Origin of the sequence: Aquibium pacificum, assembly GCF_040839445.1 — a bacterium.
GTDB classification, from domain to species: Bacteria; Pseudomonadota; Alphaproteobacteria; order Rhizobiales; family Rhizobiaceae; genus Aquibium; species Aquibium pacificus.
On the sequence record NZ_JBDPGJ010000002.1, the window covers coordinates 752177 to 769147 of the forward strand.

Consider the following 16971-nt stretch of genomic DNA (forward strand, 5'->3'; position numbering starts at 1 on the left):
GCTCGGCCGAAGGACGTAAGGTCTACTTGGCTCGACTAGGAACGCACGCGCCGACCGCTTCGCTCGGCCAGCCAGATGCCGCCGAGCGCCAGCACGATGGCGACGACATGGTAGAGGTGAAGCGCCTCTCCCAGGATAAGGATGGAGAGCAGCGTCCCGAAGATCGGGACGAGGTTGATGAACAGGCTGGCGCGGTTCGCGCCGATGAGTTCGACGCCGCGCATGTAGAAGACCTGCGAAAGCAGCGACGGGAAGATCGCCGTGAACAGGACGCAGCCCCATCCGAGCATATCGGGCCAGATCGCGTTGCCGGTGGCATACTCGACGAGCGCGAAGGGAATGGAGGTAAGGCAGGCCGAAGCCGACAGGACGATCATGAAGCTCTGCCAGTGGACAGCGGGGCGGAACCGCAGCGCCACCGTGTATCCGGCGTAAACGATGATCGCCACGAGGACGAGTGCGTCCCCCGCGTTGAGGTCGAGCCGCAACAGGTTGCGCAAGTCGCCATGCGTGGCTGTGAGCACCACGCCGGCGAGCGTCAGGACGAAACCGATCATCTGCCCCGCGAAGACGCGCTGCCGGAAAATCAGGAAGTTCAGTCCGAAGATCACCATCGGAATGCCCGCATGCTCGATGCTGGCATTGACGGCGGAGGTGAAGAGCAGCGCGGAATAGATCGCGAGGTTGAAGGCCGCGAAGCCGAAGAAACCCATCATCGCCAGGTACAGCAGCCGCGGTCGGACCAGATGCCAGTCGGCCGCCAACCGGTGCCGCCCAAGGGCGTAGAGGCAGCAGAACGCGATCGCCCAGCGCAGCGTGGTCAGGAGCATGGGAGACACGTGGCCGACCGCCAGCTTCCCCGCGATCGTATTGCCGCCCCAGAAGAGGGTCGTCGCGAGGAGGAGCAGGTAGGCTTGGCGATGCATCTGGTTTCCGGGCTTGCGGCAAAGGCATCCGCCTAGTCGCTCGTCTCATCGAAGTAAATGAGCGGGGCCTGTATAAGGATTGGGCCTGTGGCGGCCGGCTTCGGTCCGCCAATGGAACCGGATCGGGATTTTCGACCCGCTCCGGTCTGGCTTTTTTTGGGCGAGGCGTCCTATACCACGGGCACGAAAACGCATGTCAGCGGCGCTGGCGAACCGACGAAACGAAAGGGTGTTCTCATGGCTTATGATGTCGTCGTCATCGGAGGCGGACCCGGCGGCTACGTCTGCGCGATCAAGGCCGCGCAGCTCGGCCTCAAGACGGCCGTTGTCGAGAAGCGCTCGACCTATGGCGGCACCTGCGTGAACGTCGGCTGTATCCCGTCCAAGGCGCTGCTTCATGCATCCGAGATGTATTCCGAGGCAAGCCACGGCTTCGAAGCGCTGGGCTTCACCACGGGCAAGCCGAGGCTCGATCTCGCGGGCATGATGGCGCACAAGAAGCAGACGGTGGACCAGAACACCAAGGGGCTGGAGTTCCTGTTCAAGAAGAACAAGATCGACGGGCTGCGCGGCATCGGCAAAATCCTCGGCAAGGGCAAGGTCGCCGTCACCGGCGAGGACGGCAAGGTCCAGGAGATCGAGACGAAGAACATCGTCATCGCCACCGGCTCGGACGTCGCGGGCATTCCCGGCGTCGAGGTCGAGTTCGACGAGAAGGTGATCGTGTCATCGACCGGCGCACTCGAACTTGGAAAGGTGCCGGGCCATCTCATCGTGGTCGGCGGCGGCGTCATCGGGCTGGAACTCGGCTCCGTCTGGGCACGCCTCGGCGCCAAGGTCACGGTGGTCGAATTCCTCGACACCATCCTCGCTGGAATGGACGGTGAGGTCGCCAAGCAGTTCCAGCGCATGCTGGCCAAGCAGGGCATGGACTTCAAGCTGGGGGCCAAGGTCACCGGCGTGGAGAAGGCCAAGAAGTGCGCGAGAATCACCTTCGAGCCGGTAAAAGGCGGCGATGCGCAGAGGCTGGAGGCCGACGTGGTGCTGGTCGCGACCGGCCGAAGACCCTTTACGGACGGCCTCGGCTGCGAGGAAGCGGGCGTCGAACTGGACGAGCGCGGACGCGTCAAGACCGATGGTCATTTCCGTACGTCGGTCGAGGGAATCTACGCCATCGGCGACGTCATCGTGGGTCCTATGCTGGCGCACAAGGGCGAGGACGAAGGCGTGGCTGTCGCCGAGATCCTCGCCGGCCAGGCCGGCCATGTGAATTACGACGTCATCCCGAGCGTGGTCTATACGAGCCCTGAGGTCGCCTCCGTGGGAAAGACAGAGGAAGAGTTGAAGAAGGCCGGCGTCGACTACGCGGCCGGCAAGTTCCCCTTCAGCGCCAACGGTCGGGCGCGCGCCATGCTGAAGTCTGACGGATTCGTGAAGGTTCTGGCCGACAAGAAGACGGACCGAGTGCTTGGCGTCCACATCGTCGGCTTCGGAGCCGGCGAGTTGATCCACGAAGCCGCGGTGCTGATGGAATTCGGCGGATCGTCGGAGGATCTGGCCCGGACCTGCCACGCCCATCCGACCATGTCCGAAACGGTCAAGGAAGCGGCGATGGCGACGTTCTTCAAGCCGATCCACATGTAGGAAACAAAGCCCCGGCGCTTTCGCACCGGGGCCCTGCCGCATCTCCCGGGTAAACCCGTAACAGAGTTGCGGGAGCTAGTTCGCGGGAGCGGTATCGACCGGCTCGGCGGGATCGTTCGGCTGGATCGGCGGGATGGCTTCGTCGCCCTCGGGCGCGATCGAGGCCGTCGGTGCCCGGTCGACCGTGCCTTCCACCTGCCCGGCTTCAGGGGCAACCGTCACCTGTTCATCCGCTCCGTTGCCGAGGAAGCTGAAGGCAATGACGGCGAGCAGGATTATGGCCACTGCGATGGTCGCCGCCGCGATGCCGCGCGGGCTGGACGTCGTCGGGGGATATGCACGCGGATCGGGAATGGCCGGATCGGGCACGTCGCGGTCGATGGCGCCAGGGCGCGCGGGATCTGAATAGTCCCGGCCCGCCGGATCGTTGGCCGGGTCCGGTTCGGGACGTATTCCGGGATAAGTCATGATGCTTGTCTCCTTCGCAACGTTTCGAACCATCAGAACGTGCACAGGAAGATCAAGGTTGCATCACGATGCAACTCGTATTCACACCCAGTGTGATCGAGCCATGACCCGGCGGAAGTCAGGGAATTCCGCCGCGGAAAGGTCCTACTCTTCCGCGGGGCTGTCGGTCACCGGCTTTTCCATGGTCTCCGTGGCGATGGAAGCCGTGCTGGCCTCGGTGTCCACGGCGACCGCGTCGCTCTGGATGCTGGCGACCGTCATCTGGCCTGAGTGGGCGGTCTTGTGGACGGAGCAGGCATAGGCGCCGGACACCGACAGTCCGAATGCGGCGGCAAGGACCAGGATCGTCTTCACGGGCACTCTCCACAAATCGTTGACGCCGGGAAAGTATCGCAGCCGGCCGCCGGCTCCAAATCACGCTTCGCGTGATCGGCCTCTTGGCCCGACCGTATCAGCCGGCCGGCGTGACGGTATAGCCCGCCTTCCGCAGGAGCGCGACCAGCCCTTCCTCGCCGGGCAGATGGAGGGCGCCGACGGCGATGAAGCTGTTCCCCTCTCCGAGAAACGGCGCGGCTTTCGATGCCATCGTCTTGTTCCGCTGCCTGATCATCACTTCCTCGAACTCGGCGTAGCCGCTTTCGTCTGCCGCCTCGGGCACTGCCGCCTGAAACAGCGGCCAGACCATGCCGACCTCTTCCCGCTCGTAGAGGACGATCATCGTCTCGAACAGATCGTCCAGTTCGCCACCGAGCTTCAACGTCGCAATCAGTCCTTCGATGTGGAAGTCGATCGGTAGCGATGCCATCGCCTCGAGCTGGTCGGTGGCAGACTCCAGCCCGGCGATCCGCTTGCCGTCCGCCTCGGCCTCCTTCGCGAGCTTGACGTCGAGCACCTGCGCACCGGCGGCCTTGCGCGCCATCTCGCAAGCCGGCAGCGAAAGTGCGGCGGCGAGCATCCAGGGCTTCATCTTCTGCACGCTTGCGGGAGGAATGCCGCGTCCGGCGAGCGCCGCCTCGAGTTGCGCCGCCTTGTCCGCGTCGAGATGGGAATTGAGCGTGGAGCCGTCCGTGAACATGGTCAGTTCCGGACGTTCCATCATGGTCGCCAGCATGCGGCCCTCGTCGAGGACGTCCGTGGTCTCGATCACCACTATGTCTGCGGAGAGGTATGCATCCCGCGCCTGCGGCGTGAGGTCCACCACGCGCGCATCGGTCAGGTGCATGGTTCCGAAAAGGTAGGATGCCTCGACACCAGGCTTTTCGACCTTCCAGAGCAGCCCGCGTCCATTTGGCACCGCCTGCGCTTCGGCTTCGATTCTGGCCAGAAGGGCGGGCTCCTCGGCCTGCATCCGCTCGAGCAGATCCGTGCCCTTGCAATCCGGCGCCGCCGCGCGAGCGTCCATGGCGAGCAGCACCGCCGCGACGAAGCCGACGAGGAAGAGCACGTTCGCCGCCGCGATCAGGGCAAGCGAGACGCGGCAGAGGCGGTCGGATATGGCAATCGCGCGGTTCATGGGACGAATCCTAGCGGGCAATAACGGCGAAACCGTTAAGCCGATCCGGAAAAACGCCGCCTTTCAGCCCGCTCAGGCACGCGGATGGGCCTTGTCGTAGATGTCGAGCAGGCGGCTGGTGTCGACGCCGGTATAGAGCTGCGTCGTCGAAAGACTGGCATGCCCCAGAAGCTCCTGGATCGTCCTGAGATCGCCGCCGCGTGCCAGGAGATGCGTGGCGAACGAGTGGCGCAAGGCGTGAGGAGTGGCGCTGTCGGGCAGATTGAGCGCCGAACGCAGCTTGCGCATCTCGCGCTGCACCACGGATGGGTCGAGCGGCCCGCCGCGCGCGCCACGGAAAAGTGGACCGTTTGGCGGAAGATGGTGCGGGCAGAGCCGGCGATACTCGGCGACCGCCTGCAATGCGACCGGAAGCATCGGCGTCAACCGGGTCTTGCCACCCTTGCCGGTGATCCTCAGGACGGTTTCTCCCTTGCCCGCGATCTGGCTCGCCGTGATCCCCAGAGCCTCCGAGATGCGCAGGCCCGAACCGTAGAGCAGGGTGAGGACCGCCGCATTGCGGGCGGCTATCCACGGTTCTTCGGCAAGCTGCTCGCCCGCCGACACGACCCGTCTCGCCTCGGGGGCCGTCAGCGGACGCGGCAGGGATTTGGGAAGTTTTGGCGATCGGAGCGACGCCGCCCCGGCCGCGTTGGCGAGGCCGCGCCGTTCGAGATGGCGCAGGAAGGAGCGGATCGCCGCCAGCCCGCGCCCGAGCGTGCGGGCGCCGACCCCTTCCTTGCGGCGATAGGCGAGAAAGGCGCGCAGGTCGGCCGGCCGCAGGTCCGCGATGTCGGACAGGCCGGGCGGTCCGCCGCAATGGCCGGTCAGGAACTGGAAGAACTGCCGCGTGTCGCGCTCGTAGGCCTCCAGCGTCAGCGAAGCCAGCCGCCGCTCGCGCCCGAGCGCCGAAAGCCAGCCGGCGCGGGCCTCCATCAGGTCTGCTTTGGCCGAAACGAGGAATTCCTGCATCGAAGACGGGTCCCTGGGTGTGACGGTATGCTGGCGCGCAGGCGTTAGCGCTTCGTGAATGCCATCATTGCCATCGCCGCGCCTTGGTTCTAGGAGCGGCGCGAAGGATGAACCCGATGCCGAAGCTTAAGAACCCGGTCCTCATGGCCACCATCGGTGCCGCCCACGGCATCAAGGGAGAGGTGCGCGTGAAGACCTTCACCGGCGAGCCGCTGGCGCTCGGCGACTACGGACCGCTCTACGCCTCGGACGGACGAACTTTCGTCATCCGCGACCTGCGTCCGCAGAAGGAGGTGCTGGTCGTCCGCTTTGCAGGCGTTCCGGACCGCAATGCCGCCGAGGCGCTGAACGGGACGGAGCTCTTCGTCGATCGCTCGGTCCTTCCGGACGACCTGGAGGAGGACGAGTTCTATCATGCCGACCTGATCGGTCTCGCCGTGCTGGACGAGACCGGCGCAAAGCTCGGGACTATCAAGGCTTTGCACGACTTCGGCGGCGGCGACATCATCGAGATCGCGACCTCGGGCGGGCGAAGCGAACTCATCCCCTTCACCAAAGCCGCGGTTCCCCGGATCGACATCGCGGGCGCGACGGTGACGATCGACACCGCCGCTGCGGGGCTAGGGGATCAGGAGGACGAGGAAGAGCCATCCGAAGGCGGGCCAGATCGTCCGCGGGGGCCGCGCTCGGCCGGAGGCAACCGGTGAGCTTTCGAGCCGTCGTCCTGACGCTCTACCCGGAGATGTTCCCGGGTCATCTGGGCTTGTCGCTCGCCGGCCGGGCGCTGGAGCGTGGCGACTGGTCGCTCGAAACCGTGCAGATCCGCGACTTCGCCACCGACAGGCACCGCACCGTCGACGATACCCCGGCCGGCGGCGGCGCCGGCATGGTGATGCGCGCCGACATCCTGGCCAGGGCGATCGACCACGCCGTGCCGGAAGGCGATCCGCGCCCGAAGCTCCTCATGAGCCCGCGCGGCAAACCGCTGACGCAGGCGCGCGTGCGCGAGCTGGCGTCTGGGCTTGGCGCGGTCATCGTCTGCGGCCGCTTCGAGGGTGTCGATCAGCGGGTCATCGAAGCGCGAGAAATGGAGGAAGTCTCGATCGGAGACTACGTCCTCTCCGGCGGCGAGCCGGCGGCGCTGGTGCTGCTCGATGCCGTCGTGCGCCTGCTGCCCGGCGTCATGGGCAACGAAGCCTCGGGCACGGAGGAAAGCTTCGAGGGCGGTCTGCTCGAACATCCGCATTTCACGCGGCCGCAGGAGTGGGAGGGGCGGCCCATCCCGGAAGTGCTCACGTCGGGCAACCACGCCCGGATCGCGGCGTGGCGTCGGGAACAGGCCGAAATGCTGACACGGCAGCGGCGGCCGGACCTTCTTGAGAGCGGTCAGCCGGTCCAGAAGTAATATCCCGCCAGGAATAGCCCGATGGCGATGACGAAGACCCGCACGATCGCCTGCGGGACGCGCTTGGCAGCCCAAACACCGGAATAGCCGCCGAGCGCCACGCCGGGCATCATGAAGAGCACCTCCAGCCAGGCCACGACGCCGCCCGACACGAAGACGACGATCGCGACGGCCGCGATCACGATCGCCAGCATGTTCTTCAGCGCGTTGAGGCGGTGGTAGTCCCCGCTTTCGGTGAGACCGAGCGTAGCGAGCATCATGATGCCCATGCCGGCGCCGAAGAACCCGCCATAGATCGAGGTGACGAACTGCACCGAGCGCCCGGCGAGCGAGCCGACCTGCGCGGCCTCTCCGGGGTTGCGTGGCTTCGGCTTCAGCCAGGGGCCGGCAGCGAACAGCGTCGTCGCGCCGATGAGCAGCCAGGGCACCATCGCGCGGAAGGAGGGGTTGTCGAGCGCCAAAAGCAGGAGCGCGCCGAGAAGCGAACCGACGGCCGAGACGAGGCAGAGGAGAAGCGCGCCGCGCCACATGCGCCTGATGTCGCTCCAGTAGGCGAGCGTCGACGTCACGTAGCCGGGAAACTGGGCGATGGACGAGGTCGCATTGGCCGAGATCGGCGGGATGCCTGCGAGCGTCAGGGCGCCGAAGGTGATGAAGGTGCCGCCGCCGGCCACCGCGTTGATGGCGCCCGAAACGAAGCCGGAGAGGAAGAGCAGGCAGGCGAGGAGAAGGGTCAAGGGAGGATTCCGATACGATCGGGCGGCGGGGTCCGGGCGGTTTAGGAAGATTGTGCCGGCCGTGCAATGGTCCAGCGAACGCATTGCGCCGCCCGAGGCTGCTCGAGGCCGCTTGCCTGCAGCGCGGGTTCGGCTAATCTCGACGCTCTAAAATGCCGCGCGTGGTCCCGCGGCGACACTCGGGAGGAATGACGTATGAAGAAGCTCGCGCTCGCCGCGTTTGCGATCGTGCTGACGACCGCCGCCGCGGCGGCACAGGACGGCATCAAGCGCACGCCGCTGCAGAAGACCGATTTTCCCGACGGCTACACGACGATAACCGGCCTGGCCGAGATCCAGCCCGGCGTTTCGGCCGGACGGCATACGCATCCGGGCATTGAGACGGGCTACGTTCTGGAAGGCGAGACCGTAATGTCGATCGACGGCGAGCCGGACAGGACGATGAAGGCGGGCGATTCCTACACGATCCCCGCCGGCGTGCCGCATGACGCCAAGGCGGTGGGCGACAAGCCGGTCAAGGTGCTTGGAATCTACATCATCGAGCGCGGCAAGCCGCTCGCCACGCCGGTCCAATAGGTTTCGGCGCCGCGATTTTCGCCGCGGGTGGTGACAAACGCTGCCGGACGGTGTAATAGCGCGCCCGAACCGGAAGACCCCGTCGTTCCGGACCCGTCAACAAGCGCGGTGAATTCGCCCCTGCCTCTCGCCGATCCGGCGAAAGGCATAGCCCAGCGGTCATGAATCTCGGGCAAGTGCAGGGCGCTCTGGCTGCCGAGAAGCAAGAAGAGGTAAGAAGCGATGGACATCATCCGTCAGCTCGAGGCCGAGCAGGCCGCGAAGATCGAAGAGAAGCGCAAGCTCCCCGAATTCCAGCCCGGCGACACCATCCGCGTCCAGGTCCGTGTGACCGAAGGCACGCGCACCCGTCTGCAGGCCTACGAGGGCGTCTGCATCGGCCGCGCCGGCTCCGGGCTCCACGAGAACTTCACGGTCCGCAAGATCTCCTACGGCGAAGGCGTGGAACGCGTGTTCCCGGTCTACTCGCCGCTGGTCGAGGGCGTCGAGATCGTGCGCCGCGGCAAGGTGCGCCGTGCCAAGCTCTATTACCTGCGCGACCGTCGCGGCAAGTCCGCCCGCATCTCCGAGAACACGGGCGTGCGCGCCCGCCGGCTCAACGATGCCGAGCGCGACCTGATGAATGCCGAGAAGGCGCGCATCGAGGAAGAGAAGGTCGCCGCCGCCCAGGCGCTCGCCGCCGAGAAGGCCGCCGCCGAAGCTGCGGAGGCCAAGGCCGCCGAGGAGAAGGCTGCCGAAGCCAAAGGCGAATAAGCAAGACCACTCGGTCGATCCAGAAAGGCGGCTCCGGCCGCCTTTTTTGTCGGCCCGACGGTTCGAGGTGTCGCCGGCGATGGGCGACCGGCCGAAATCCTATTGGTCCAGGGCGAAAAAGAGGCTCCTGCGCCGCTCGCATTGCGTTACCGGCTCGGTGTGGGAGTGCACAATCTCCGCTTCCGCTTCGAACGAAAGACCTGGACCCCGATGATGGCCGAGACCGGCGCCGCCGACGCTGACCGCTACGCCGCCTTTCGGCACGGGCCGTTCCTGCGCTACTGGCTGGCGCGGTTCCTGACGACCTTCTCGACCCAGATCGTCTCCGTGTCGGTCGGCTGGCAGATCTACGACCTGACGCGCGATCCGCTCGACCTCGGCTATGTCGGGCTCATCCAGTTCGCGCCCGCGCTGCTGCTCGTGCTGGTCACCGGAACGGCCTCCGATCGGTTCGGCCGCAGGCTGGTGATGGCGGTCTCGACCGTTCTGGAAGCGGCATGCGCAGTGGCGCTGCTGATCCTGACGGTCCGAGGTCTCACATCTCCGGCCGGCGTCTTCGTCACCCTCGCGTTCTTCGGCATCGCGCGCGCTTTCTTCGGCCCTGCAGCCGCCTCGCTGGTCGCGAACCTCGTGCCGGCGGAGGACTTCGCCAACGCCGTGGCGTGGAATTCCTCCGCCTGGCAGACCGCGACCATCGTCGGCCCGGTGGCCGGCGGGCTGCTCTACGGCCTCTCGCCGGAGGCCGCCTACGCGATCGCCGCCGTGTTCATGGCCGCGGCAGCGCTGCTGATCCTCGCCATCCCGAAACCGGTGCAGCGCACGGAGGCCGAGAAGCCGACGCTCGAGACGCTGTTTGCCGGCTTTCGCTACATCTGGAGCGAGAAGATCGTGCTCGGCGCGATCTCGCTCGACCTTTTCGCGGTGCTCTTGTCCGGCGCGGTCGCGCTGCTCCCGGTGTATGCGCGCGACATCCTCGAACTCGGGCCCTGGGGGCTGGGACTGCTCCGCGCAGCGCCCGGCATCGGCGCCATCATTGTTGCGATCTGGCTGACCAGCCATCCGATCCGCGATCACGCGGGCATCGCCATGCTCTTCTTTGTCGCGCTGTTCGGCGTCTTTACCGTGGTCTTCGGCGTCTCCACGATGCCATGGCTGTCGATCCTCGCCCTGGCTCTCCTCGGCGCGACCGACATGGTGAGCGTCTACGTGCGCGAGACCCTGATCCAACTGTGGACGCCCGACCGGGTTCGCGGCCGTGTAAATGCGGTGAACATGGTGTTCGTGGGTGCCTCGAATGAGGTGGGCGAGTTCCGCGCCGGCGCGATGGCGGCCGTCATCGGAACGGTTCCGGCCGTGGTGGTCGGCGGCATCGGCGCGGTCGGCATCGCCGGGCTGTGGGCATGGCTCTTCCCGGCCCTGCGCAAGGCGCGGCATCTCGACGGGCGGACTTGAGGCTTAAAGCATGTCTCCCGAAAGTGGGAACCGGTTTCGGGACAAAGACATGCATAAAAATAGACAGCTAAAGCGCAGGGAGCGAATCGGAAAGATCGCGACGCTCTAGCGCCCGTCAGCCTCGTCGGGATGCCGGCGCGGGCTATGGAAGATCAGGTCGAGAAACTCGATCAGCCAGCGCTTCAGATGCATGTCCCAGATGAATCGGCCGCCGAGATGGTCCCGGCCCTGCTGGGCGCCCGGCAGGGTGAATCGCTGCGCGCCGCGCACGACCCAGCGCTGCATCATGGCGCGGGTTAGTTCGGCGTGGAACTGGATACCCCAGGCATTCGCACCGTAGCGAAAAGCCTGGTTCGGGTAGGCTTCCGCGCCGGCCAGCAGCGTGGCGCCCTGCGGCAGCGAAAAGCCTTCGCGATGAAACTGGTAGACCATCTCCGGCCATTGGAGCAGTTCCTCGCCGGCTTCCGTGGGTCGGATCGGATACCAGCCGATCTCGACTAGCCCGTCCTGGTGGCCCTCGACCTTGCCGCCGAGATGGTTCACCAGCATCTGCGCGCCAAGGCAGATGCCGAGGAACGGCTTGTCCTCCTTGAGCGGAACTGCGAGCCAGTCGGTCTCGCGCCGGACGAACTCGTCCTTGTCATTGGCGCTCATGGGGCCGCCGAACACGACGGCGCCGGCGTGGTGTTCGAGCGTGTCCGGCAGAGGATCGCCGAGCGGCGGCCGGCGGATGTCGAGATCAAATCCGCCTTCGATGAGCAGGTGCCCGACCCTGCCCGGACTGGACAGCTCCTGATGCAGGACGATGAGGATCTTCGGATTTCGCTTCGGCGGCATACCCGTTCGGTCAGAGTCCCGGTTCGCTGTTGTTCCTGGAGGGATCCGCCTTTTGCCGCATGAGAACGCGGTCGCGCCGGTCGACGCCGATAAGTTCCGCGACGCGCCAGACGATGTTGTCTTCCAGCTCGTTCATCTCGCCGTCGGCAAAGACGATTTCCCACATGATCCCAATGAACTCGATCCGCGCGCGTTCGTCCAGATGGCGCTTCAGGATGCTGGTGAAGGCATAGAGGTCGACCGCCTCGTGAGCCTCCTCCTCGGCCCGCAGAATGAAGCGGTCCAGTTCGGAGCCCGACAGACCGTAGGCCCGCGTCAGCGCCTCGCGAAGTTTTGCGCGTTCCTCGTCGAGACGCACTCCGTCCGCATCCATGACGTGCACCATCAGTGCGGCCGCAGCCAGGCGCGGATCGTCGCTGTCGTCCCGACGTTCGCCTCCCGAGCCTCCGCCGGGGATGTCGTTCAGGAAGGAAATCAGGCGTTCGAACATGCGCGGGCTCCAGGGTCGGCATTCATCGATGTCTTGCCAAACTCAGAAGAGCCGGAACCGTTTCGAACGAGGATCCTCGTCGGCGTCCCGTTCGACCCCGGGATCGTCCGGCCGCGGGAATTCGAGGCCGGTTTCAGGCTTTCTCACGGTCGCGTCATCGTTCGCCGCCGTGGGGCGCACATCGATCGGAACCGCCGCCGGCTGGGCGACTGGTGCCGGACCGTTGGCAGTGGATCGTGGCGCCGTCTCCGGTTTCGCGTCCTCGACGACCACCGGTTCTTCGACCACGGCCTCGGTGGCTGCGGTCTCTTGCATCTCCCCGGACGGGCCAGGGGAAGGAGTGGGTTCAGCCGGCGGCGCGGAAGGTATGAGGACGGTCCTTGAGGGCATTTCGAGGTGGGCTTCCTGGTCGATCAGAGCGCGCGGCCGCTCCACCGGGGTGCGCCACTCGAACGCATCGAGACGGCCGGTCACCGGGGAAAGCGGGGCCCATCGTTCCGAAACCACGCCGTCGGCCACCCAGGCCGGGTCGCGCGGCGCCCGCAAGGCCCGTGTCAGCCACTGCCTGATGCGACCCTCGTCGCCGGTATCCGCTTCCTCGATGTCGGCCATCAGGAGATAGCCGCCTTCTCGGGGCTGGATGCGCAGTGCCTCCTCGGCCGCCTTGCGGGCCAGCGTCAATTCTCCCGCCTCCATCGCGGCGCGTGCCACGGTGAGTGCCGACTCGGCATTGTTCTCGCGCTGCGACTTCAGCTTCTTTGCGCGATGCAGCCGGTCCTGGACCGAATCGCCATGACGAGCGTGGACATAGGCATCGGCGATCTCGGGATGCGCATGCTTGCGCCAGGCCGTTTCGAGGATCTTTGAGCCCTTGCGCAGGTCGCCCTGGCGGAATAGCGCCTTTGCGGCCATCACGGCCGCCGGAACGAACTCGGGCGCGAGGCGGTTGGCTTCCACGGCTGCGTTTCTGGCGGCAAGCGCATCGCGTTCCAGAAGCGACGTCGCCTTCGCCGTCAGGAGCACGGCGCGCATCCGGTTTGCCTTCGCCGGGTCGATGAGTTTGGTCGACTTCTGCGCATCGAGCAGCGAAAGGGCGCTGTCCCAGTCGCCTTCGGCCGTGCGGGCCTCGAGCGTGGCATTGGAGGCCCAGCCGAGCTGCGGCGCGGCTTCCGCCGCCCGCTCGGCATAATGGCGCGCGACGTCCCGATCGCCCAACCGCTGCGCTTCCAGGTAGAGCCCGCGCAGCCCGAGCAGGCGCGTCTCGGGATCCTCCAGCATCGCCTCGAACTTCTTGCGCGCGGCGTCATGGTCACCCTCCAGCAGCGACGCCTGCGCGTCGAGCAGGTGGATGAGCGGCTCCTGGTCGGAGCTGATGAGCTTGGCGGCTTGCCGGTTCATCTGACGGGCGAGCACGCCGTCTCCGGCGCCGGCGGCGATCATGCCGGTCGACAGTGCCTGGTAGCCGCGATCGCGGCGGCGGACGCGAAAATAGCGGGCAACGGTGTAGGGACTGTTCCAGATCGCCTTGAGCAGCCACCAGACGATCATCACGGCGGCGACGATTGCGGTCACGATCACCGCCGCGACCATCAGGGTCACTTCATATTGATAGCCGCCGAAGGTGATGACCAGGTCGCCGGGCCGCTCGGCGAGCCAGGCAAAGCCGAGGCCGAGCAGGAAGACCACGGCGACGAAAAGGAGCACTCTCAACATTCCGGAACTCCTTTTCTCACGCCCGCAAGGCGCCGGCCAGCGCCTTGGCGACCAGATCGTCGGCGGACTGGCGCGCACGGACGCCGGCAACGAAATCCGCCCCGGCGGCTTTCGACGCCTCGGGAAGGGTCTCGTACTCCGCGATGGCGCGTGCGTAGTTGCCCCCATCGATCGCGGCTTCCATCCGCGCAACGGTTGGGCCGACGCCTTCGCCCTCGACCTCGCCGATCGGCCGCACCGACACCAGCGAACTCATGCTGTCGAGCAGCCGTCCGAAGTATCCGGCATCCTCGGCGACCGGATCGGCGGCCGCGATCATCCGTGCCGCCACTTCGTCGAACTGCGCGGCGATCGCAGTGCGGGTCGGTACGCCGGTGGCTGCGAGGTCACGCAGTGCGGCGACTTCCGGCGCATCGGGTGCGACCGCCGCGAAGGTCTCGAGTTCCGTCATGAAGGGGTCGCCGCGGTCTATCGCCGATTTGAGGCCGGCGGCGGCAATGGCGAGCGCAGCGCCCGTATCGGACGACTGTTCCTCAACCTGGCCGGACAGCTCCTGCAGCCGCGTTTCCAGAGAAGCCAGCCGTTCCTGGATCCCCGTAACGGCCCCCTGGGCCGCCGTGGCGCTGTCCGACGCGCCGGAGACTTGGCCCTCCAGCGCGGAGACCCGGTCGCGGATCGTCGCGACGTCCTCGGGAGAAGCGCCGGGCTCCGTGCCCTGCAAAGACGACACCGTGCTTTCCAGTTCCGAAAGGCGCGCCTGCAAGGCTTCGGTATTCTCGCCGCCGCCGCCGGCTGGCGGAGCGGCCTGGAGATCGGCGATCTGCGACCTGATCTGCTCCAGGCCGGACGCGAGTTCATCCACCCGCGCCGTATCGGCCGCGGCCCCGTCCGTTCCTGCCGCCGCAATCTCCTCGCGTAGAGTCTCGATCTGCGTGCGCAGTTCGGCCATTTCAGACCCGTCGGTGCCTCCCGATTGGAACACGGGAAGGACGCCGGCATATTGCAGCGCGCCGGCACCGGCCAGCGCCACGGCCGCTCCAATGATGCCGGCGGCGATCGCCGACACTCCGCCGCGGCGCGAGGGAGCGCGGCTGGCGGGAGCCGGCGCAGGGCCGGGCTCATCCTTACGGTCGGTCTTGCGAGGTTCGGCCGCCGCGCCGCGTCCGAAGGTCGGCGGCTCCTTCGGGTCGCCGGTCGGTTTCGGCGATACCGGCGTGCTTGCGCCGGGTGCCGCCGGCCTGCTCGGGGCCGGCTTTCCGCTCGGCGGGACCGACGTAGTGGCCCCTGCCGTGACGGTCGCGGGCTTGCGATCGTCCTTCGAACTTCCCGGCGTGGAACTCGATCCGGCGGCCTCGGGCTTGGGAGAAGGATTCTTTTCGTCCGCCGGGCCAGCCGCAGTCGGGGACGGTCCGGTTGATTCGGGCTTGCCGGCCAGGACCTTCTCGTCCTTGTCCGCTGGCTTTGCAGCGACGTCTTCCGGTTTCCCGGCCTTCGAGGATGACGTTGTGGCAGACATGGATGGGCTCGCGGCTTTCGTGTTCTCCTGCCCGGCAACGGTCGCCGACGTCTTCGGTGCCGCGTCCGCCGGCGGCTCCTTCTGAGAAGCCTCGCGCTTCACATCGGCAGGATCGAGGTCGATCGTGACGGGGTCGCGGCGCGGCCTGGAATGGCGGATCTTCGGCGGTTTTACCATCGCTGGCTCCGGGGCATTGGTTACCTCGTTGGTCGTGTCACTTTCGCACGTGCGATATGGGCATTGATAGCCCTTTTGCGTCAGGGTCGGGAAAGCAGCGCGAACAGGGCTTCTTCGTCGGGTTCGTCGCTCCAGTAAGTCCGGCCCTCGACAAGGGTTCCGAGACCGCGCGCCACCGCCTCCGAAAGGCAGAGAAAGCGCGCGTTTCTAAGGCTCGACGCGAAGTCGGGGTGGGACATCATGTCCCGCAGGACTTCCGCTGTCCGGGCCGAATAGACCAGGACGATGTCCGGCGGTCCGGCCGACATGGATTCCGTCACCGTCGCCTCCGGCGGTGAAAAAGTCGTGTCGTAGATTTCGACGGGGAGGCAGAGCATCCCCCCGGCTTCGACGCCCGCCTCAAACTCGGGCCGTCGGACGCAACCGCAGAGATAGAGAATGCGAGACTTCGCGGGGAGGGTCGCAACCAGCATCGCTGCGAGCGCGGAGGCATCTGCGTCCGAACTCCGCACGTCTGCAAAACCCGCCTGACCCGCCGCCTGCGCGGTCCGGGCGCCGACCGTGAAACAGGCCTTCTGCCGAAAGGTCGCCGCGCACTCCGGCTTCAGGTGGCGGAAGGCGCTGGCGCTGGTCGCCGCGACGGCGTCGATGGCGGAAGGGTCCGGAAGGACTGGATCGAGCGCACGGATTTCGCTGAGCGGCAGGACGATCGCCTCGTGGCCGAGCGCCCTCAGCCGCTTCGCCGTCACCGAAGCCCCCGGTTCCGGCCGTGTGACCAGCACCCGTGCCATGCGTTCAGGACCAGTCTTCGAAGAATTTTGCTCCGGCCGTGGCGCGGACGCGGGCACCGGCATCCCGCCCGATTGCCTCCGCATCGGCGGTTGCCCCTTCGCCGGTGACCTCGTGCGCTTCGCTACCATCCGGCCGCAGGATCATGCCGGTAAAGCGCAGCCCGTCGCCGTCGACCACGGCGTGGCCGGCGATCGGGGTACGGCAGGATCCGTCGAGCGCGGCGAGGAAGGCCCGCTCGCAGGCGAGCGCGATGCCGGTGTCGCGATGGGCGATCGGCGCGAGCATGGCCTCCACCCGGTCGTCGTCCTCGCGGCACTCGATGCAGATGGCGCCCTGGCCGGGCGCCGGCAGGAAGTCGGTCTCCGGCAGGATGCTCGTCGCGACATGTTCCAGCCCGAGCCGTTTCAACCCGGCCTGCGCGAGCAGCGTCGCGTCTACGACGCCTTCGGCGAGCTTCCTGAGCCGCGTCTGCACATTGCCGCGATACATCACGACCTTCAGGTCCGGACGCTGCCGCCTGATCTGGGCCTGACGGCGCAGCGAGGAGGAGCCCACCGTCGCCCCGTGCGGCAGGTCCGCGAACGAGGTGGCCTCACGGCCGATGAAGGCGTCGCGCACGTCCTCGCGCTCGAGGAATGCGGCAAGCCGCAGCCCGCGCGGCAGGATGGTCGGCATGTCCTTGGAAGAATGCACCGCGATGTCGATCCGGCCGTCGAGCATCGTTTCCTCGATCTCCTTGGTGAAGAGCCCCTTGCCACCGGCCTCCGAAAGCGGCCGGTCCTGGATGCGGTCGCCGCTGGTCGAGATCACCTCGATCTCGAACGCGTCCTCCGGCAGGCCGAGCGCGGCCATCAGGCGGGCGCGCGTCTCGTGCGCCTGGGCGAGCGCCAGGGCGCTGCCGCGCGTGCCGATCCTCAGGGGGCGAGTTTGCATCCTTCACCGTCCGTGTTAACCCGCGCCG

18 protein-coding genes are annotated in these 16971 nt (G+C 66.8%); 6 read left to right on the plus strand and 12 right to left on the minus strand.

Annotated elements, in window-relative coordinates; all coding sequences use genetic code 11:
• Positions 1-35 precede the first annotated feature (35 nt).
• Entirely contained in the window at positions 36-926 is an 891-nt protein-coding gene (locus ABGN05_RS10005; RefSeq protein ID WP_367953861.1) for a DMT family transporter, read from the minus strand.
• Positions 927-1163: 237 nt separating this feature from the next.
• On the opposite strand from ABGN05_RS10005, the gene lpdA reads away from it, so the two are divergent.
• Positions 1164-2570 (plus strand): dihydrolipoyl dehydrogenase, encoded by a 1407-nt coding sequence (gene lpdA / locus ABGN05_RS10010; RefSeq protein WP_367953862.1) that lies wholly within the window; start codon positions 1164-1166, stop codon positions 2568-2570.
• Positions 2571-2645: 75 nt separating this feature from the next.
• Here lpdA and ABGN05_RS10015 read toward each other — a convergent pair whose 3' ends face one another.
• The 4 genes from ABGN05_RS10015 to ABGN05_RS10030 form a co-directional block, all read right to left on the minus strand.
• Positions 2646-3038 (minus strand): hypothetical protein, encoded by a 393-nt coding sequence (locus tag ABGN05_RS10015; RefSeq protein WP_367953863.1) that lies wholly within the window; start codon positions 3036-3038, stop codon positions 2646-2648.
• 144 nt (positions 3039-3182) lie between these two features.
• A complete protein-coding gene (locus ABGN05_RS10020; RefSeq protein ID WP_367953864.1) occupies positions 3183-3392 on the minus strand; it encodes a hypothetical protein in 210 nt (69 codons plus the stop codon).
• A 97-nt stretch (positions 3393-3489) separates the two neighbouring features.
• Positions 3490-4551, minus strand: a complete 1062-nt coding sequence (locus ABGN05_RS10025; RefSeq protein ID WP_367953865.1) for a TraB/GumN family protein — start codon at positions 4549-4551, stop codon at positions 3490-3492.
• 72 nt (positions 4552-4623) lie between these two features.
• Positions 4624-5562: a tyrosine recombinase XerC gene (locus tag ABGN05_RS10030; protein ID WP_367953866.1), complete on the minus strand. Its 939-nt coding sequence runs from the start codon at positions 5560-5562 to the stop codon at positions 4624-4626.
• 116 nt (positions 5563-5678) lie between these two features.
• On the opposite strand from ABGN05_RS10030, the gene rimM reads away from it, so the two are divergent.
• Both rimM and trmD read left to right on the plus strand, forming a co-directional pair.
• On the plus strand, positions 5679-6269 hold the full coding sequence (rimM, locus tag ABGN05_RS10035) for a ribosome maturation factor RimM (protein WP_367953867.1): 591 nt from the start codon (positions 5679-5681) through the stop codon (positions 6267-6269).
• Entirely contained in the window at positions 6266-6967 is a 702-nt protein-coding gene (gene trmD / locus ABGN05_RS10040; protein ID WP_367953868.1) for a tRNA (guanosine(37)-N1)-methyltransferase TrmD, read from the plus strand. Before rimM ends, trmD begins: the two co-directional genes overlap by 4 nt.
• Here trmD and ABGN05_RS10045 read toward each other — a convergent pair.
• Positions 6949-7704, minus strand: a complete 756-nt coding sequence (locus ABGN05_RS10045) for a sulfite exporter TauE/SafE family protein (protein ID WP_367953869.1) — start codon at positions 7702-7704, stop codon at positions 6949-6951. The two genes, trmD and ABGN05_RS10045, sit on opposite strands and share 19 nt — an antisense overlap.
• Positions 7705-7899: 195 nt before the next feature.
• On the opposite strand from ABGN05_RS10045, the gene ABGN05_RS10050 reads away from it, so the two are divergent.
• The 3 genes from ABGN05_RS10050 to ABGN05_RS10060 all read left to right on the plus strand — a co-directional run bounded on the left by ABGN05_RS10050 (position 7900) and on the right by ABGN05_RS10060 (position 10485).
• Positions 7900-8280, plus strand: a complete 381-nt coding sequence (locus tag ABGN05_RS10050) for a cupin domain-containing protein (RefSeq protein WP_367953870.1) — start codon at positions 7900-7902, stop codon at positions 8278-8280.
• Between the two features lie 222 nt (positions 8281-8502).
• On the plus strand, positions 8503-9033 hold the full coding sequence (gene rplS, locus ABGN05_RS10055) for a 50S ribosomal protein L19 (protein ID WP_367953871.1): 531 nt from the start codon (positions 8503-8505) through the stop codon (positions 9031-9033).
• A gap of 210 nt (positions 9034-9243) precedes the next feature.
• Positions 9244-10485 carry an MFS transporter gene (locus ABGN05_RS10060; protein WP_367954358.1) on the plus strand — a complete coding sequence of 414 codons (1242 nt, stop codon included), beginning with the start codon at positions 9244-9246 and terminating at the stop codon, positions 10483-10485.
• A gap of 105 nt (positions 10486-10590) precedes the next feature.
• On the opposite strand, the gene ABGN05_RS10065 is transcribed toward ABGN05_RS10060, so the two are convergent.
• The 6 genes from ABGN05_RS10065 to hemC all read right to left on the minus strand — a co-directional run bounded on the left by ABGN05_RS10065 (position 10591) and on the right by hemC (position 16943).
• Positions 10591-11322, minus strand: a complete 732-nt coding sequence (locus ABGN05_RS10065; RefSeq protein ID WP_367953872.1) for a glutamine amidotransferase — start codon at positions 11320-11322, stop codon at positions 10591-10593.
• A gap of 10 nt (positions 11323-11332) precedes the next feature.
• Entirely contained in the window at positions 11333-11812 is a 480-nt protein-coding gene (locus tag ABGN05_RS10070) for a tellurite resistance TerB family protein (RefSeq protein ID WP_367953873.1), read from the minus strand.
• A gap of 42 nt (positions 11813-11854) precedes the next feature.
• On the minus strand, positions 11855-13525 hold the full coding sequence (locus ABGN05_RS10075) for a heme biosynthesis protein HemY (RefSeq protein WP_367953874.1): 1671 nt from the start codon (positions 13523-13525) through the stop codon (positions 11855-11857).
• A gap of 16 nt (positions 13526-13541) precedes the next feature.
• Entirely contained in the window at positions 13542-15218 is a 1677-nt protein-coding gene (locus ABGN05_RS10080; protein ID WP_367953875.1) for a COG4223 family protein, read from the minus strand.
• Between the two features lie 80 nt (positions 15219-15298).
• On the minus strand, positions 15299-16009 hold the full coding sequence (locus ABGN05_RS10085; RefSeq protein WP_367953876.1) for a uroporphyrinogen-III synthase: 711 nt from the start codon (positions 16007-16009) through the stop codon (positions 15299-15301).
• A gap of 4 nt (positions 16010-16013) precedes the next feature.
• Positions 16014-16943: a hydroxymethylbilane synthase gene (gene hemC / locus ABGN05_RS10090; protein WP_367953877.1), complete on the minus strand. Its 930-nt coding sequence runs from the start codon at positions 16941-16943 to the stop codon at positions 16014-16016.
• Positions 16944-16971: the final 28 nt, after the last annotated feature.

Excerpts from the sequence above, each read along its gene's own strand:
- ABGN05_RS10005 (WP_367953861.1), bottom strand. The coding sequence starts at position 926 with ATGCATCGCCAAGCCTACCTGCTCCTCCTCGCGACGACCCTCTTCTGG.
- lpdA (WP_367953862.1), top strand. The coding sequence starts at position 1,164 with ATGGCTTATGATGTCGTCGTCATCGGAGGCGGACCCGGCGGCTACGTC.
- ABGN05_RS10015 (WP_367953863.1), bottom strand. The coding sequence starts at position 3,038 with ATGACTTATCCCGGAATACGTCCCGAACCGGACCCGGCCAACGATCCG.
- ABGN05_RS10025 (WP_367953865.1), bottom strand. The coding sequence starts at position 4,551 with ATGAACCGCGCGATTGCCATATCCGACCGCCTCTGCCGCGTCTCGCTT.
- ABGN05_RS10030 (WP_367953866.1), bottom strand. The coding sequence starts at position 5,562 with ATGCAGGAATTCCTCGTTTCGGCCAAAGCAGACCTGATGGAGGCCCGC.
- rimM (WP_367953867.1), top strand. The coding sequence starts at position 5,679 with ATGCCGAAGCTTAAGAACCCGGTCCTCATGGCCACCATCGGTGCCGCC.
- ABGN05_RS10050 (WP_367953870.1), top strand. The coding sequence starts at position 7,900 with ATGAAGAAGCTCGCGCTCGCCGCGTTTGCGATCGTGCTGACGACCGCC.
- rplS (WP_367953871.1), top strand. The coding sequence starts at position 8,503 with ATGGACATCATCCGTCAGCTCGAGGCCGAGCAGGCCGCGAAGATCGAA.
- ABGN05_RS10060 (WP_367954358.1), top strand. The coding sequence starts at position 9,244 with ATGATGGCCGAGACCGGCGCCGCCGACGCTGACCGCTACGCCGCCTTT.
- ABGN05_RS10065 (WP_367953872.1), bottom strand. The coding sequence starts at position 11,322 with ATGCCGCCGAAGCGAAATCCGAAGATCCTCATCGTCCTGCATCAGGAG.
- ABGN05_RS10070 (WP_367953873.1), bottom strand. The coding sequence starts at position 11,812 with ATGTTCGAACGCCTGATTTCCTTCCTGAACGACATCCCCGGCGGAGGC.
- ABGN05_RS10075 (WP_367953874.1), bottom strand. The coding sequence starts at position 13,525 with ATGTTGAGAGTGCTCCTTTTCGTCGCCGTGGTCTTCCTGCTCGGCCTC.
- ABGN05_RS10080 (WP_367953875.1), bottom strand. The coding sequence starts at position 15,218 with ATGGTAAAACCGCCGAAGATCCGCCATTCCAGGCCGCGCCGCGACCCC.
- ABGN05_RS10085 (WP_367953876.1), bottom strand. The coding sequence starts at position 16,009 with ATGGCACGGGTGCTGGTCACACGGCCGGAACCGGGGGCTTCGGTGACG.
- hemC (WP_367953877.1), bottom strand. The coding sequence starts at position 16,943 with ATGCAAACTCGCCCCCTGAGGATCGGCACGCGCGGCAGCGCCCTGGCG.